Source organism: Prauserella oleivorans, from assembly GCF_042685745.1.
Taxonomy (GTDB): domain Bacteria; phylum Actinomycetota; class Actinomycetes; order Mycobacteriales; family Pseudonocardiaceae; genus Prauserella_A; species Prauserella_A oleivorans.
The window spans coordinates 1,628,412-1,643,654 of the sequence record NZ_JBHUNT010000001.1; the positions used below are offsets into that span (position 1 = coordinate 1,628,412).

Below are 15,243 nucleotides of genomic sequence, written 5' to 3' on the forward strand. Positions count from 1 at the left end.
CAAACCGGCTACGGTGGAAGGGTGCGGATGTGCGTGGGCTTCGACCTGGACATGACGTTGATCGACCCACGGCCCGGCATGATCGCGGCCATGGACCAGCTCGCAGCGGAGACGGGACTCGCGCTCGACGGTGAGTACTTCGCCGCCAACCTAGGTCCACCGCTCGATCACGTGCTGCGCGGCTTCGAGGCGCCGGAGGAACGGATTCCCGAGCTGGTCGCGCGGTTCCGCGAGATCTACCCCGAGGTGGTCGTGCCCCGGACCGTGGCGCTGCCCGGCGCCGCGGAGGCTCTCGAGGCCGTGCGCGACAACGGCGGGACCACGCTTGTGGTCACCGGCAAGTACGGGCCGAACGCGGCGCTGCACGTCAAAGCCCTCGATCTCGCCGTCGACACCTTGGTGGGCGACCTGTGGGCGACCGGGAAGGCGGCCGCGCTGACCGAGCACGGCGCGTCCGTCTACGTGGGCGACCACGTCGGAGACATGCTCGGCGCACGTGCGGCGGACGCCATCGCGGTGGGTGTGCTCACCGGACCGTGCTCGCGCGAAGAACTGCTCGAGGCGGGCGCCGACGTGGTGCTCGACTCGCTCGCGGGGTTCCCGCAGTGGCTGGCTAGCGACCCCGGTGTTCGCGCACGAGTGAGATGAGCCCCAGCGCCAGGCCGAGCGGGGTGATCACGCCGGCGGCGACGGAGAGCCATACCGGGAGGTCCTGAAAGCCGGCGGCGAAAAGCACGAACACCACGACGACGGCCAGCATGCCGAGGGCGAACAGGCCGATACCCAGCCGCATCAGCAACGGCTTGCTTTCCCTGGTCACGGTCTTGTCCGGCGCGGCGGTCTCCATGGCGTCATCTTAGGACGCGCAATGTCTGTGTACGTACGGTGTGTGGCGAGATAGGCTTGATGAACACGCGTCCTGGGTACGCACCTGGGGCGCGTTCGTCGTGCGGGGCCGGCGAGGCGGCCGGTCCCGTTGCTGGAGTAGCGAAGGAACGGGTGAGGGCAGTGCCGACCGGCAAGGTCAAGTGGTACGACGCGGAGAAGGGGTTCGGCTTCGTCACGCAAGACGGCGGAGCGGACGTCTACATCCGGAAATCCGCGCTGCCGCAGGGTGTGGAGGCTCTCAAGGCCGGGCAGCGACTCGAGTTCGGAGTCGCTGACGGCAGGCGGGGCCCGCAGGCTCTCTCGGTCCGGCTGCTCGACCCGCCGCCGTCGGTTGCCGAGGCGCGCCGGCGGCCGGCCGAGGAACTGCACGGCCTCATCGAGGACATGATCAAGCTGCTGGAGATGCGGGTGCAGCCCGACCTCCGGCGCGGCCGCTACCCCGATCGCAAGAAGGTCAAGCGGATCGCGGAGGTCATGCGCGCCGTGGCGCGGGACCTCGACCCGTAACGAGACCCGGCTCCACCGGCGAGGCTCACCACTCGGCGGTCCGGCTCAGGCCGGGTCCACCTGCAGCGACCACACCCCGCGGACCACGAGCTGGGGCTGCCCGTTCTCGTCGACGATCGGGTTGCCCCGCTCGTCGGCCGCGTAGGCCGCACCGAGCTGTTGGATCTCCACCACCAGCACCTGGTGATCCGGCGACGGGGGCGTCACGGTGTACGCGTGCTGCTTGCCGTTGGTGAAAACCTGCTGCCGCAACGGCTGCCTGCCGTCCGGCGTGCGGTACTGGACGTTGAGCGCCCACGGGGTTTCCGAGACGTCGGCGGGCAGCGACACCTGGACCGGCCTGCCTGGGCGGACCTTCAGCCGCACGGGTTCGGCGCCCTCGTCACATTCCCTGAGCAGTGCGTCGCAGTAGATGAGCGGCTCGGCGTGTGCCGTCTCGCCGTCGGCATAGAAGGTGATCGCCGGATCCGGTGGTGCCGAACACCCGGCCACCGTGACCGCCGCACCCGCCAGCAAAGCTCCTACCGCTCGTCGCATATCGGCAGATTACGGTCTGCGTGCCGCGGTGGCGGGATCGGGGCGTAGCGGGCGGTCACCGCCGAGCCCGGGGATCAACGACGTGCCCTTGCGCACGAGCCACGTCTGCGCGAGCCCCAGTGCGAGCAGGATCGACACCACCAGGAAGCCGATCCAGTACGTGGGCGGCAGCAGCAGCCCGACCGCGCCGCCGAACACCCACGCCAGCTGCAGCACGGTCTCCGAGCGGCCGAACGCGGACGCGCGCGACTCCTCGGGCATGTCGTGCTGGATCACGGCGTCGAGCGAGTTCTTCGCGAGCGCACTGGCCGTGGCGCCGACGAGACCCACGACGGCGGCGGTGGCCAGCCCGGCGAGCACCGCGGCCAGGATCGTGGACGCCAGCGTGGCCGCGACGCAGGCGAGGATCACCTGGTCCGGCTTGCCGAAGTGCATGCGTGAGCCGAGCGCGTTGCCGAGGAAGCCGCCCGCGCCGGCGGCCGCGCCGATGATGCCCAGCAACAGCAGCTGCACGAACGGGCTGTAGTCCCCGCTCTCGGTCTGCGCCTTCACCGCGAACGCCGCGAACATCATCAGGAAGCCTGTGAGGACGCGGATGGTTCCGTTGCCCCACAACGCGATCACGACGTGCCTGCCCATCGGCTGGCGTTTCTTGCGTTCCGGCGTGCGCTGGGTCAGGGCGGCGGGCACCTCGCCCTCGGTCACCTCCACCCACGCCGGAATGCGCATGGCCTGCACGGCGCCCACGACACAGATCGCACCCGTGTAGAAGAGCGCACCCGGGGAACCGAAGAGCGAGTTGATGCCCGCGGCGACCGCACCGAACACCCCACCGGCCGCGAGGCCGAACACGGCGAGCCGTGCGTTGGTCTTGGACAACGTGATCTCCGGCGGCAGGACTCTCGGGGTCACCGCCGCCTTGAGCACCATGAACGACTTCGACAGCACCATCTTGCCGAGCGCGGCGGGGTAGAGCACCCAACTGTCGAAGTTCAGTGCCATGAGCACGCACATCAGCGCCTGCCCGGCGGAGGCCACGCACATGGCGAGCCTGCGACCACGCTGGATCTTGTCGAGCGCCGGGCCGATCACCGGGGCCACGAGCGCGAACGGCGCGATGGTGATCAGCAGGTACAGCGCCACGCGGCCGCGGCTCTCCCCGCTGCTGGCGGCGAAGAACAGAGTGTTGGCCAGCGCGACGGCCATCGCGGCATCGCTGGCGTAGTTGAGCATGACGGCGTAGGTCAGCGACGTGAGCCCGGACTTGTCGGCGCCGTCGGCCTTGGTGGCCCGGCGGAAGGCGTCGACGGCCTGGCCCGAGAGCTGACGTCCGCGCAGTGCGGCGACCCGGGTGACGGTCAGCTTCTTCGGCAGGCGCGGCAGGCCGCTGGCGCCGTCGTCGAAGCCGTGCTCGGCGCGAGTGGGCTCGTCGCCCTCCGGTGGGCCCCCGCGGGACTGGCCGGGCGCGTATCCGCCGGTGTCGTAGCGCTCGTAGTCACCACGAGGTGGTGGCTGCTCCCACGGCCGCGGCTGTCGTGGGGGATAGGGCCGCGCGCCACGGGGAGGTGGCGCCGCGTGCGGTGGCGGTTGTACGGGCACGGCGCCGGTCGGCGCGTCGTCCGCGGTGGGTCCCGGGCCGGGTGGCGGCGTGGCAGGCGGCGTGGACGGCGGCGGTGTGGCCGACGGGTACGGCCGCGTCGGCCGCGGGTTGCCGCGGGGACGTTTCCCGGGCTCGGACGGCGGCGTGTCGCGGGTGCGTCCCACCGGCGGCTGGTGCGCCCCGGGCTCGGGCGTCCACCTCCGCTTTCCCCTCCTGCCGGAACGCATGTACCAATCCTGCCGTACTCGGGGTGGCTCGTGTCGGGCGATCAGGCCACCGGGACCAAATTCACCCGGAACATCTTCGGCCACAGCTTCCCCGTGAGCAGAAACTGGTCCGTTCCGGGGTAGGCCGCGATGCCGTTGAGCACGTCGGCGTCCTGCTGCTCCTGCGGACTGAGCAGGCCGGAGGCGTCGATCCGCGCGGTCACGGTGCCCGAGCGGGGGTCGATGCGCACGATCTCGTCGGTCTGCCACACGTTGGCGTAGACGTCCCGGCCCACGCACTCGAGCTCGTTGAGCTCGGTGACCGCGATCCCGCCGTCGGTGACCGTGACCGACCCCGTCTCGGCGAACGTGGCCGGATCGCGGAAGGTCAGCCGCGCGGTCCCGTCGCTCATGACGAGCCGGTCACCGTGCTCCTGGTGGCACAGCCCCCAGCCCTCGCCCTCGTACTCGACGCGGCGCCGCTCGGCGAGGGTGTGCGGGTCGCGTTCGATCGCGATGCCGTTGCGCCAGGTCAGCTGCCAGACCCGCGGCCCGGCGATGGTGATGCCCTCCCCGAACAGCGGTTCGGGCAGCGACACGGTGACCCTCGGCGGGCCGCCGGCGGGCCCGGCGCGCAGCGTCGAGCGCCCGACCAGCCCGGTGCCCTCGTAGAGCGTGTCGCCCGCGAACTCCAGGCCCTGCGTGAACGCCTTCGGGTCGTGGGGCAGCTCGGCGACGACCTGGACGCGCAGCCGCTCGGGCTGGGCAGCAGGCCCGCTCGGCGCCCCGGCTCCGCAGGCGGTGATGGCCGCCATGGCCGTGAGGAAAGTCAGCACTCGTCTCACGCCCGCAAGCCTGACACGACCGCGCACTTGTCCGTGCGGCACAATGGGGGCTTATGACGTTGCTGCTCACCCTCGACGACGGCGCCATCCGGCAGAAGCTGGTCGACGCGGTCGAGCGCGCTCGCGAGGCCGCCGTGGAGGACGCGGGCGAGGAGAACGTCGGCGCGCACGCCGGTGTCGAGTACGAGGACGCCGTGTCGGTCACCCACCTGTTCGAGGCCCGCCTGCCGGGCTACCGCGGCTGGTGTTGGTCGGTGACCGTGGCGACCGCGGACGTCGACGCGCCGGTGACGGTCAGCGAGGTCGTGTTGCGACCGGGCCGGGACGCGCTGGTGGCGCCCGCCTGGGTGCCCTGGGAGCGCCGGGTGCGGCCGGGCGACCTCGGGGTCGGCGACCTGTTCCCGCCCGAACGCGACGACGTGCGGCTCGTGCCCGCCTACCTCGACAGCGACGACCCGGTGGTCACGCAGACCTCGCACGAGCTGGGCCTCGGCCGCCTCCACGTGATGTCGCGCTACGGCCGCGAGCAAGCGGCGGCGCGCTGGCACCGGGGCGAGTTCGGCCCGCGTTCGGACATGGCCCGCAGCGCTCCCGCCACGTGCGGGACGTGTGGCTTCTACCTCGAGCTCGGCGGCTCGCTGCGAGCGGCGTTCGGGGTGTGCGGCAACGAGTTCGCCCCCGCCGACGGGCACGTCGTGCACGCCGAGTACGGCTGCGGCGCCCACTCCGAGGTCGAGGTCGAGGTGACACCGTCGGTGCCGGTCGCCGAACTGGTCTACGACGACTCGCTGCTCGACATGGAACCCGCGACCGGTGAGCAGCCCGCCGAGTCCTGAGCCGTTCGGCGCGGACCGGCTGCGCGCGGCCGTCCTGCGGGCCTGGCAGGACTCGCCGACGCGCTTCACCGAGGACACCAACACCGAGCGCGACCTGCGGGTCGGCGGCTACCGCGACCGGCTGTTCGTCGAGCTGGCCCAGAACGCGGCGGACGCCGCCGCCGCGGCGGGCACGCCGGGGCACGTTCGCGTGTCCGTTGTGGACGGAGAACTGCGCGTCGCCAACACCGGTGCGCCCCTGGACGACGCCGGTGTGGCCGCGCTGTCGTCGTTGCGTGCTTCCGCCAAGCGCGAGGGCACGGTCGGCCGGTTCGGGGTCGGCTTCGCCGCCGTGCTGGCCGTGACGTCGGAGCCCCGGATCGTGTCGCGCACCGGCGGCGTCGCCTTCTCCGAACAGCGCACGCGCCGGGCCGCGGGACGAACGGCCGACGTGCCGATACTGCGGCTGCCGTGGCCCTTGCCCGCCGGCGAACCGCCGCTGCCGGACGGGTTCGACACCGAAGTCCGGTTGCCGCTGCGGTCCGGTGTGGACGCCGCCGACGTGCTCGCCCGCATCGCCACCGAGGTTCCCGACCTGCTGCTCGCCCTGCCGTGGCTGGCGGCGATCGACGTGGCCGGGCAGCGGTGGACGCGGTCAGCAGAGGACGGGTGCGTCGAGCTGGCCGCCCCGGACGGCCGGACGCGCTGGCTCACCCACAGCGAAAACGGCTACGTGTGGGCTGTCCCGGTGGACGAGGAGACGGTGCCGCGGCCGGTGGAGCAGGACGTGCTGCACACGCCGACCCCGACCGACGAGCGGCTCTCGCTGCCCGCGCGGCTGCTCGCGCCGGTGCCGGTAGAGCCGTCGCGCCGCCGCGTCCTCGCGGGCGAGGCCACTCGCGAGGCGCTGGACGCGGCGGCGAGGGCTTACCCCGGGCTGGTCCGCCGCGTGCCTGCCGAGCACCGGCTCGCGCTGGTCCCGCCTGCCCGGTTCCCACTGTCCGAGGTGGACGCTCTGCTGCGGGAGTCGGTGACCCGCGCGCTGGAACGTGAGCCGTGGGTGCCCGCCGCGGCCGGTGGCGAGCTGGGCGGCGAGCGGGCGCGGGTGGTGGCGATCGGCTCGGCCCGGCTCGTCGAGCTGCTCGCCGACGTCGTCCCCGGCCTGGCGGCAGCGCCGCTGTGCGGTGCCGAGGCCGCGCGCGTGCTGGCGACCGTGGGCGCGACCACGGTCGGTGTGGCCGCTGTGGTCGACGCGGTCACCGGCATCGACCGCGCACCGGCGTGGTGGTGGGAGCTGTCCGACGCGCTGTTCGCGGCCGTGCAGGAGCGGGAGATCGCCGTCGAGGAGCTCGGCGCGCTGCCCGTGGCCCTGGCCGACGGCCGAACCGTGCCCGGCCCCCGGGGCGCGCTGCTGCTCGACCGGGACGACCCGGCCGTGGAGAAGGTCACCGATCTCGACGTCGTCGGCCTGCACGTCGTGCACCCCGAGGCCGCCCATCCGTTGCTCGAACGGCTCGGCGCGACGCGGGCCGGTGCCGGCGACCTGCTGGCCGCACCCGCGCTGCGCGACGCCGTCGACCGCAGCGTCGAGGACGCACTGTCCGGTGTGGACGTCATGCCGCTCGTGGAGGCCGTCCTCGTCCTGGCCGGCCGGGCGAACGCCGAAGGGCTCGGCGCGCTGGCGCTTCCCTCGCGCAGCGGCTGGCGCCGGGCCGACGAGCTCGTGCTGCCCGATGCCGCGCTGCTCGACGTACTCGACCCGGAGGCGCTCGGCGACGACGGCCCGCTCGACGTGCTGGACGACCGCTTCGCCACACGGTGGGATGCCGACGTGCTGACCGGCATCGGCGTGCTCGACACGTTCGCCGTGGTGGACGACGAGGAGCCCGCGGAACCCCGCCACGACCTCCCCGACGAGCAGGAGTGGTGGGACGCTCTGCCCGAGCCCCCCGCCCGGGTGCTCGCCGTGCGGGACCTCGACCTGGTGGCCGACGACGCCTGGCCCGCCGCGGTGCGCCTGCTGGCGGCGCGGCCGGAGACGTGGCGGGCGCTGAGCGCACCCGGCGGCCACACGCCGTGGTGGCTGGCTCGGTTCGCGCTGCTGGCCGGGCGTGCACCGGGCGAGTGGCGGCTGCCCGACGCCGATCACCTCGCGGGGCTGTACGACCCGGTGCCGGACGTCGGGCTGTCACCGGAGCTGCTCGCGGCGGTCGGGGTCCGGGCGGAGCTCACGGTGTCCGGGGCGGAGGACGCCGCGGCGTTGTGCGCACGGCTCGCCGACCCCGGGCGCAGCGTGCCTGCCGGGCTGGTCCTGCGCGCGCACGCGGCACTCGCCGCGCTGAACCCGGACGAGGTCGAGCGCTTCGACCCGCCGGAGCGGGTCCGCGCACTCGACGGGTCCGTGGTCGACGCCGCCGACGCCGTGGTGCTGGACGCGCCGTGGCTGCTCGGGGTGTGGCCGCCCGAGCGGCTCGTGGCATTGCCGAGCTACGACCAGGCGGCCCAGCTCGCCGACGTGCTCGACCTGCCGCTCGCCGGTGACGAGACCACGGCCGAGGTCGGCAGCGAGGGGGAGTTCGCGGCGTGGGCCGACCTGCCCGCGGCCGTCGAGGTCGCCGGGATGCTGGGCGTGCCGGTGCCGCGGGGTGGCGTGTTCGTGCACGAGAAGCTCACCGTCGGAGGACATCCGGTGCCGTGGTGGTTCGACGGCGCCCTGCACGCCGCCGACACATCCGGCGGGCTGGCGCGGGCGTTCGCCTGGGCGGCGAGGATGTGGGGCCGGCGCGCGGTGGTCGCCGCACTGCTGGACGACCCGGATCCGAGGGTGCTGCTCGGTTAGGCGGGTTCGGACAGCCGGTCGAGCCGTTCGCGGTGGGCCGGGGGCAGGTGCAGACCTTCCGCGGCGAGGTTCTCCTCCAGGTGGTCGATCCGGGCGGTGCCCGGGATCGGGAGGACGACCGGCGAGTGGCCGAGCAGCCAGGCGAGGGCGACCTGGGCGGGCGTGGCGTCGAGTTCCGCCGCCACGGCGGCGACCTCGGCTCCCGCCCGCGAGTCCTCCCACGCGGTCGGGCGCCACGGCAGGAATGCGATCCCGGCTTGCTCACAGGCGGCGAGCACGGGTGCGTGCCCGCGGTCGAGGAGGTTGTAGCGGTTCTGCACGCTGGCGATGTCGACGATCTCGCGTGCCTGCTTCAGCTGGTCGACATCGACTTCGGACAGTCCGATCCGGGCGATCTTGCCCTCGGCCCGCAGGTCTCGCAGCGTGCCGAGCTGGTCGGCGAGCGGCGTCCTGGGGTCGATGCGGTGCAGCTGCAGCAGCTCGATCCGCTCGACGCGCAGCCGACGCAGGGCCTGCTCGACCTGCTCGCGCAGGGCGGCCGGCCGTCCGTCGTGCCTCCACTCGTCCGGCGGGCCCGAGCGCGCGATGCCGACCTTCGTGGTGACGAGCACCTCGTCCGGATACGGGTACAGGGCTTCGGCCAGGAGTTCCTCGTTGGCTCCCCAGCCGTACATGTACGCCGTGTCGATCAGGGTGACGCCCAGCTCGACGGCCCGGCGGGCGAGCGCGATCGAGGTCTCCCTGGCCGGCCCGGGCTGGGTCGGCAAGCGCATGGCCCCGAACCCGAGCCGGCGCACCAGCCGTTCCCCGCCGATCCGGAACACAGTGGTCGTCACGTGTTGGTCTCCGCCTCTCGCTCGTCGGCGCCGGGCCACCGGCGGCCCGGACCTCAGAGCCCGCGCTGCGCTCCACGCGAGCCGCGGCGGGACGCGGCGGCCTGCCATGCGATGATGCCGAAGCCCACGAAACCGAGCCCGCCTCCGGCCAGCGTCGTCCAGAGCCAGATGCCCTCGACGCCTGTCAACAACATGATCACGAAGGCGACGAACCAGAGCACGGTGCCGACGCCCACGGGAGCCCACAGGCCCACCAGAGGCTTCGGCAGATCCGGCACCGGACGAAACTGTCCTGTAACGCCGGGGGAGTTGCTGGCTTGGTCCACGTGGGACAGGCTACCGCTGCCACATTCGACGCGAGGTAGGTGACAAGTGGCTCAGGCGAGCACCGAGAAGGCGACGCGACCCGCGCTCGATCGGTTCTTCAAGATCAGCGAGCGCGGTTCGAGCGTGGGCAGGGAGGTCCGCGGCGGGCTGGTCACTTTCGTCGCGATGGCCTACATCATCGTGCTCAACCCGCTCATCCTCGGCAGCTTCAGCCCCGACGACCCGGGCGCCAAGACCGACGCGACCGGCGCCATCCTCGGCGTGCCGCAGGTCGCCGCCGTCACCGCGCTGGTGGCCGGTGTGCTGACGATCCTCATGGGCGTCGTGGCGAACTTCCCGTTCGCGCTCGCCGCCGGGCTCGGCATCAACGCCCTCGTGGCCTTCACGATCGCGCCCCAGATGAGCTGGGCGGCCGCGATGGGGCTCGTGCTCGTCAACGGCATCGTCGTGCTGCTGCTCGTGGTCACCGGCGTGCGCACGATGGTGTTCAACGCCGTGCCGCAGGCCCTCAAGGCCGGGATCGCCGTTGGTATCGGCCTGTTCATCGCGCTCATCGGCCTGGTGGACGCCGGATTCGTGCGGCCGGGCGACGGCACCGTGGTGCAGCTCGGCATCGGCGGGTCGATCGCGTCGTGGCCGACCGCCGTGTTCGTCGCGACCCTGATCGTGATGGCCGTGCTCGTCGCGCGGAACGTCAAGGGCGGCATCCTCCTCGGCGTCCTGTTCGGGACGGTGCTGGCCATCGTCATCGAGGCGATCGTGGGCGCGGGCACCTCGGCGGACGCACCCGACACCGGCTGGGCCTACGGCTACCCGGCGCTGCCCGACGACATCTTCGGCCTGCCGGACCTCTCGCTGCTCGGCCAGGTCAACTTCGACGCCTGGGTACAGGTGCCCGCGATCACGGCCGCGCTGCTGGTGTTCAGCCTGGTGCTCACCGACTTCTTCGACACGATCGGCACGATGACCGGCCTCGGCCGGGAGGCGGGCCTGGCCGACAAGGACGGCAAGCTGCCGAACGTCGGCAAGGGCCTGTTCGTCGACTCCCTCGGCGCGGTCGCCGGTGGTGCCGCGTCGGCCAGCTCCAACACCGTCTACGTCGAGTCGGCCGCCGGTATCGCCGACGGCGCGCGCACCGGTCTGGCCAACGTCGTCACGGGCCTGCTGTTCATCGCGGCGATGTTCTTCACCCCGCTGTACGAGGTCGTGCCGATCGAGGCGGCCGCGCCCGCGCTGGTGATCGTGGGTGCGCTGATGATCAGGCAGGTCACGGAGATCGACTTCCGCGATTTCGCCCTCGCCCTGCCCGCGTTCTTGACGATCGTCGTCATGCCGTTCACCTACTCGATCTCCAACGGCATCGGCGCGGGCTTCGTCAGCTACGTCGTGCTGCAGGCGGCCACCGGCCGGGCCCGCAAGGTCCACCCGCTGATGTGGGTGGTCGCGGCGGCGTTCGTGGTGTACTTCGCGATCGGGCCGATCCAGGACGCGCTCAGCTGATCGCGTCGGCGTCGAGGCCGAGCAGGTCTCGCAACGCCGTCGCCCCGGCCGGGGTGACCGCGACGGCGCGGTCCGAGCCGATGCGCTTGACCCACGCGCGCTCCAGCAGGTGCTCGCAGAGCAGCGCCCCGGCCAGCCCGGCCAGGTGCGAGCGGCGTTCGGTCCAGTCCAGGCACGCCCTGGCCAGCGGCCTGCGGCTGCCCCGCAGGCGCTCGGCGGGCACGCCGAGCGGTCCGGTGAACCACGCGATGCCCTCTCGCGTCAGCGCGAAGCCGCCGGAGTCGTCGAGCAGGCCGCGGTGGGCGAGCGCGTCGGTGACGGCGACGCCGAGCCTGCCCGCCAGGTGGTCGTAGCAGGTGCGGCCCCGGGCGAGCGCCTCGGCGGCACGGGACGCCCGTAGCGTCGCCGGTGCGCGTGGTGCCGGCTCGACCTGCGCGGCGAGACGCTCGACGAGCTCAGCGACGCCCGGGTCCGCGAGCTGCACGTAGCGGTGTCTGCCCTGCCGTCGCTCGACCAGCAGGCCACCGGCGACGAGCTTGCCCAGGTGCCCGGTCGCCGTGGACGGGGAGACCCCGGCGAGGGCGGCGAGCTCGCCGGCCGTCCACGCACGGCCGTCCAGCAGCGCGAGGCAGAAGCTCGCCCGGGTGCGATCGGCGAGCAGCCCGGCGAGGGCGGCGACGTCGGCGGAACGGGACACCTCACCGATTCTGCCCGCCGACGGTTCGGCCGGCGCCGAACCGTCACCGCCCTAGCGTCGCGCCCATGAGCACACACCACGACCCGTTCACCGAGTTCCGCGCCCTGCACCACGCCACCGAACCGCTGCTGCTGCCCAACGCCTGGGACCACGTCAGCGCCGCGGCCCTCGTGGCGGCCGGGTTCCGCGCGATCGGCACCACGAGCCTCGGGGTCGCCGCCGCGCACGGCCTGCCCGACGGGCAGGGCCGTACCCGCGAGGAGACGGTCGCGCTCGTCCGGCGGCTCACCGGGCTGCCGTGCCTGCTGACCGTGGACGTCGAAGGCGGCTTCAGTGACGATCCGGCGGAGGTGGCCGACCTCGCCGAGACCCTCGCCGGGCTCGGGGCGGTCGGCATCAACCTGGAGGACGGCCGCGCCGGGCGGACGCTCGCCGACCCCGGCCGGCAGGCCGAGGCGATCCGGGCCGTGAAGGACCGCGTGCCCGAGTTGTTCGTCAACGCACGCATCGACACCTACTGGCTCGGCGTGGACACCGGCGACCTCGCGCCCACGCTCGACCGGGCGCACCGGTATCGCCAGGCCGGCGCTGACGGGATCTTCGTACCGGGCCGCATTCCCGACCTGCCCGCGCTGCTCGTCGGCGTCTCGCTGCCGCTCAACGTGCTGTACCTGCCGGGTGAGCGGACGGTGCCCGAGCTGGCGGCCCTCGGGGTCCGGCGGGTCAGCACCGGCTCGCTGCTGTTGCGGGCCGCCGTCGGCGCGACCGTGGCCGCCGCCGAGGCGATCCGGGCGGGGGCGAGCCCGGCCGGCCCGGTCCCGTCCTACGCCGACATCCAGTCGCTTTGTCGGTAAATTGGGTTGTCTGGCTCACCGACGGTGCAGGTCGGGCGGGATCGTAAGGTAAGCTAAGCAAGTGTCCACGTCTGTCGAGAATCAGTCTCTGGCGAGTCGCCTGCGGCTGGCCGTGGTCAGGCTGAATCGCAGACTCCGGGCACAACGAACCAGCGAGGACCTCTCGCTGACCCAGATCTCCGCGCTCTCCACGCTGCACAAGTGCGGCGCGATGACTCCGGGCAAGCTCGCGGCGAAGGAAGGCGTGCAGCCACCGTCGATGACGCGCGTGATCGCCGCGCTCGAGTCGGCAGGCTACGTCGAGCGGACACCGCATCCGACCGACGGCAGGCAGGCCATCGTGACGATCACCGACCGGGGCCTGGAGTACGTGCACGCGACGATCTCGGTCCGAGAGGCCTGGCTCGACGGAAAACTGGCGGATCTGAGCGGCGAGGAGCGCGAGGTGCTCTCCAGAGCCGCCGAGATCATCGAGCGAATGGCGGGTCAAGGCTAGGTCCGGCCCGTCGTTCACGGGAGGCGACAACACGGCGTGACTGTCACGGATAGCGCAGCTCAGGGACGATCGACATCGGACGCTATTCCGCGAACCCGCCGTACACCACTGCCGTCCCGCCAGGCGTCGGACGGCCGTCCCGCGCGGGGCATGTTCTCCTCGCTGCGGGTCCGCAACTACCGGCTCTTCTTCTCCGGGCAGATCATCTCCAACGTCGGCACCTGGATGCAGCGCATCGCCCAGGACTGGCTGGTGTTCACGCTCAGCGGCCACGACCCGGTCGCGCTGGGCGTCGCGGTCGCCCTGCAGTTCACGCCGACGCTGCTGCTCTCGCTGTGGGCGGGCGTGCTCGCCGACCGCGCCGACAAGCGCAAGCTGCTCATCGCCATCCAGACGGGCACGCTGGTGCAGGCGGTCGTCCTCGGTGTGCTCGACCTGTCAGGCGTGGCCGAGCTGTGGCACGTCTACCTGCTGTGTTTCGTGCTCGGCACGTTGTCGGCGCTGGAGGTGCCGACCCGGCAGTCGTTCGTGGCCGAGATGGTCGGCAAGGACCAGGTGGCCAACGCCGTCGCGCTGAACTCCTCGATCTTCAACATGGCGCGCATCGTCGGACCCGCCGTCGCCGGCTTCGCGATCGTGGCGGTCGGCGAGGGCTGGTTGTTCATCGCGAACGCCGTGACCACGCTCGCCGTCATCGGCGGCCTGGCGATGATGCGGGCCGCCGAGCTCTACCGGGAGCCCGGCGTCGCGCGCGGCAAGGGCCAGCTCCGGGAGGGCCTGCGCTACGTGCGCGGCCGCTCCGACCTGGTGACCGTGATGGCGCTGGTGTTCTTCGTCAGCACCTTCGGCATCACGTTCTTCACGTCGCTGGCGGTCGTGGCGGGCAACGTGTTCGGCACGGAGGCCGACGGCTACGGCATGCTCTCGACTCTGCTCGCGGTGGGCACATTCACCGGTGCGCTGGCCTCGGCCCGGCGCGGCAGCAGGCGCAAGCCGACGATGCGGCTGCTGCTGGTGTCGGCGTTCGCACTCGGGGTGCTGGAGTTCGCGACGGCGTTCATGCCGACGTACCTGGCGTTCGGCCTCGCCCTGGTGCCGCTGGGGCTGGCGACGATCACGTTCCTCAACACGGCCAACGCGCTGGTGCAGACGTCGGTCAGCCCGCAGATGCGCGGCCGGGTGATGGGGCTTTACGTGCTGGTGCTGATGGGTGGCAACCCGCTCGGCGGAATGATGACCGGATGGATGGCCGAGACGTTCGGTGGGCGCTCGCCGTTCTATATCGGCGGCGCGATCGCGGCCGTCGCCGCGGTGGTGTGCGCGCTGGTTCTGTACCGCGCTCGGCGGAACCCCTTGCGAGGGGAGCTGAGGTTAGGCTAACCTCAGAGGCGTCGCTTCGTGGTGGGAGCGGCAGTCAGTTCGGGAACGGACGAGGCCCCGGCCGGGAACCGGTCGGGGCCTCGTTCCTGTCCGGAGCCCTGCGGTGAGGCCACCCCGCTGGGCGAGGCGGCCTCATGCCGGTCGGCTCAGGACAGCAGCAGACCGTTGCGGCCGGCCTTGGCGTCCTCGAAGCGCTTGCCGATCTCGGCCCAGTCGAAGACGTTCCACAGCGCGTTGACGTAGTCCGGCTTCACGTTCTTGTACTGCAGGTAGAACGCGTGCTCCCAGACGTCGACGAGCAGGATCGGCACCGTCGGCAGGATCAGGTTGTTGTGGTGGTCGCGCAGCTGCTGGGTGATCAGCGTCTTGCCGATCGGGTCCCACGACAGCGCGCCCCAGCCGTTGCCCTGGATCGTGGTGCAGACCGCCGTGAACTGCGCCTTGAACTTGTCGAAGGAGCCGAAGGCGTCGTCGATCGCGGCCGCCAGCTCACCGGTCGGCTTGTCGCCACCGTTCGGCGAGAGGATCTTCCACCACACGACGTGGTTGGCGTGGCCGGCGAGGTTGAAGGCCAGCGTGGTCTCGAGACCGACGATCGAGCCGAAGTCGTTGGCGTCGCGGGCGGCGGCGAGCTTCTCCAGCGTCTGGTTCGCGCCGTTCACGTAGGTCTGGTGGTGCTTGCTGTGGTGCAGCTCGTTGATCTCGCCCGAGATGTGCGGCTCGAGGGCGCCGTAGTCGTAGTCGAGATCGGGAAGCTCGTACGTGGGCATGAGCCCTCCTTCGTCGTTCGTTCCGACACACAAGTCCTTCTACGCTGCCAACCTAGTAGCCGACGGAACCGCCTGCTAACCGGGTCGGTGCGAGTTGACCTTGCTACGTCGAGCTAACTGGAGGTCAAGGCGCTGTTACCACGCCC

The 15,243-nt window shown here is 72.1% G+C and carries 16 protein-coding genes; 8 read left to right on the plus strand and 8 right to left on the minus strand.

Going from position 1 to position 15,243, the window contains the following annotated elements; genetic code table 11:
- Nucleotides 1-21 precede the first annotated feature (21 nt).
- Complete coding sequence (locus ACFSZT_RS08065; RefSeq protein WP_377388486.1) at nucleotides 22-648, plus strand: HAD family hydrolase; 627 nt, start codon at nucleotides 22-24, stop codon at nucleotides 646-648.
- Here ACFSZT_RS08065 and ACFSZT_RS08070 read toward each other — a convergent pair.
- Nucleotides 614-847, minus strand: coding sequence for a hypothetical protein (locus ACFSZT_RS08070; RefSeq protein WP_377388488.1), 234 nt, complete (start codon nucleotides 845-847; stop codon nucleotides 614-616). The two genes, ACFSZT_RS08065 and ACFSZT_RS08070, sit on opposite strands and share 35 nt — an antisense overlap.
- Nucleotides 848-1,008: 161 nt before the next feature.
- On the opposite strand from ACFSZT_RS08070, the gene ACFSZT_RS08075 reads away from it, so the two are divergent.
- Nucleotides 1,009-1,395: a cold-shock protein gene (locus ACFSZT_RS08075; protein WP_377388590.1), complete on the plus strand. Its 387-nt coding sequence runs from the start codon at nucleotides 1,009-1,011 to the stop codon at nucleotides 1,393-1,395.
- 45 nt (nucleotides 1,396-1,440) lie between these two features.
- On the opposite strand, the gene ACFSZT_RS08080 is transcribed toward ACFSZT_RS08075, so the two are convergent.
- Genes ACFSZT_RS08080 through ACFSZT_RS08090 form a run of 3 tightly spaced genes read right to left on the minus strand, consistent with a single transcriptional unit; the run spans nucleotide 1,441 to nucleotide 4,553 of the window.
- Nucleotides 1,441-1,932, minus strand: coding sequence for a DUF2771 family protein (locus ACFSZT_RS08080; RefSeq protein WP_377388490.1), 492 nt, complete (start codon nucleotides 1,930-1,932; stop codon nucleotides 1,441-1,443).
- Between the two features lie 9 nt (nucleotides 1,933-1,941).
- Nucleotides 1,942-3,759, minus strand: a complete 1,818-nt coding sequence (locus ACFSZT_RS08085; RefSeq protein WP_377388492.1) for an MFS transporter — start codon at nucleotides 3,757-3,759, stop codon at nucleotides 1,942-1,944.
- Nucleotides 3,760-3,800: 41 nt separating this feature from the next.
- Nucleotides 3,801-4,553 (minus strand): glutaminyl-peptide cyclotransferase, encoded by a 753-nt coding sequence (locus tag ACFSZT_RS08090; protein WP_377388592.1) that lies wholly within the window; start codon nucleotides 4,551-4,553, stop codon nucleotides 3,801-3,803.
- 83 nt (nucleotides 4,554-4,636) lie between these two features.
- Here ACFSZT_RS08090 and ACFSZT_RS08095 point away from each other — a divergent pair, with 83 nt between their 5' ends.
- Both ACFSZT_RS08095 and ACFSZT_RS08100 read left to right on the plus strand, forming a co-directional pair.
- Complete coding sequence (locus tag ACFSZT_RS08095) at nucleotides 4,637-5,419, plus strand: DUF3027 domain-containing protein (RefSeq protein ID WP_377388494.1); 783 nt, start codon at nucleotides 4,637-4,639, stop codon at nucleotides 5,417-5,419.
- Nucleotides 5,397-8,237 carry a sacsin N-terminal ATP-binding-like domain-containing protein gene (locus ACFSZT_RS08100; protein ID WP_377388496.1) on the plus strand — a complete coding sequence of 947 codons (2,841 nt, stop codon included), beginning with the start codon at nucleotides 5,397-5,399 and terminating at the stop codon, nucleotides 8,235-8,237. Before ACFSZT_RS08095 ends, ACFSZT_RS08100 begins: the two co-directional genes overlap by 23 nt.
- Here the strand turns inward: ACFSZT_RS08100 and ACFSZT_RS08105 are convergent.
- Together ACFSZT_RS08105 and ACFSZT_RS08110 are read right to left on the minus strand one after the other, a co-directional pair.
- Entirely contained in the window at nucleotides 8,234-9,073 is an 840-nt protein-coding gene (locus tag ACFSZT_RS08105; RefSeq protein WP_377388498.1) for an aldo/keto reductase, read from the minus strand. The genes ACFSZT_RS08100 and ACFSZT_RS08105 overlap by 4 nt on opposite strands.
- A 53-nt stretch (nucleotides 9,074-9,126) precedes the next feature.
- Nucleotides 9,127-9,351 carry a DUF2530 domain-containing protein gene (locus ACFSZT_RS08110; protein ID WP_377478207.1) on the minus strand — a complete coding sequence of 75 codons (225 nt, stop codon included), beginning with the start codon at nucleotides 9,349-9,351 and terminating at the stop codon, nucleotides 9,127-9,129.
- A 94-nt stretch (nucleotides 9,352-9,445) separates the two neighbouring features.
- Here ACFSZT_RS08110 and ACFSZT_RS08115 point away from each other — a divergent pair, with 94 nt between their 5' ends.
- Nucleotides 9,446-10,900, plus strand: a complete 1,455-nt coding sequence (locus ACFSZT_RS08115) for an NCS2 family permease (protein WP_377388502.1) — start codon at nucleotides 9,446-9,448, stop codon at nucleotides 10,898-10,900.
- Here ACFSZT_RS08115 and ACFSZT_RS08120 read toward each other — a convergent pair.
- Nucleotides 10,893-11,597 carry an ArsR/SmtB family transcription factor gene (locus ACFSZT_RS08120; protein ID WP_377388504.1) on the minus strand — a complete coding sequence of 235 codons (705 nt, stop codon included), beginning with the start codon at nucleotides 11,595-11,597 and terminating at the stop codon, nucleotides 10,893-10,895. The genes ACFSZT_RS08115 and ACFSZT_RS08120 overlap by 8 nt on opposite strands.
- Before the next feature lie 65 nt (nucleotides 11,598-11,662).
- Here ACFSZT_RS08120 and ACFSZT_RS08125 point away from each other — a divergent pair, with 65 nt between their 5' ends.
- The 3 genes from ACFSZT_RS08125 to ACFSZT_RS08135 all read left to right on the plus strand — a co-directional run bounded on the left by ACFSZT_RS08125 (nucleotide 11,663) and on the right by ACFSZT_RS08135 (nucleotide 14,327).
- Nucleotides 11,663-12,451: an isocitrate lyase/PEP mutase family protein gene (locus ACFSZT_RS08125; protein ID WP_377388506.1), complete on the plus strand. Its 789-nt coding sequence runs from the start codon at nucleotides 11,663-11,665 to the stop codon at nucleotides 12,449-12,451.
- 61 nt (nucleotides 12,452-12,512) lie between these two features.
- Nucleotides 12,513-12,947, plus strand: coding sequence for a MarR family winged helix-turn-helix transcriptional regulator (locus ACFSZT_RS08130; RefSeq protein WP_377388508.1), 435 nt, complete (start codon nucleotides 12,513-12,515; stop codon nucleotides 12,945-12,947).
- A 36-nt stretch (nucleotides 12,948-12,983) separates the two neighbouring features.
- Entirely contained in the window at nucleotides 12,984-14,327 is a 1,344-nt protein-coding gene (locus ACFSZT_RS08135) for an MFS transporter (protein ID WP_377388510.1), read from the plus strand.
- Between the two features lie 146 nt (nucleotides 14,328-14,473).
- Here the strand turns inward: ACFSZT_RS08135 and ACFSZT_RS08140 are convergent, their stop codons facing one another.
- Complete coding sequence (locus ACFSZT_RS08140; protein WP_377388512.1) at nucleotides 14,474-15,097, minus strand: superoxide dismutase; 624 nt, start codon at nucleotides 15,095-15,097, stop codon at nucleotides 14,474-14,476.
- Between the last annotated feature and the right edge of the window lie 146 nt (nucleotides 15,098-15,243).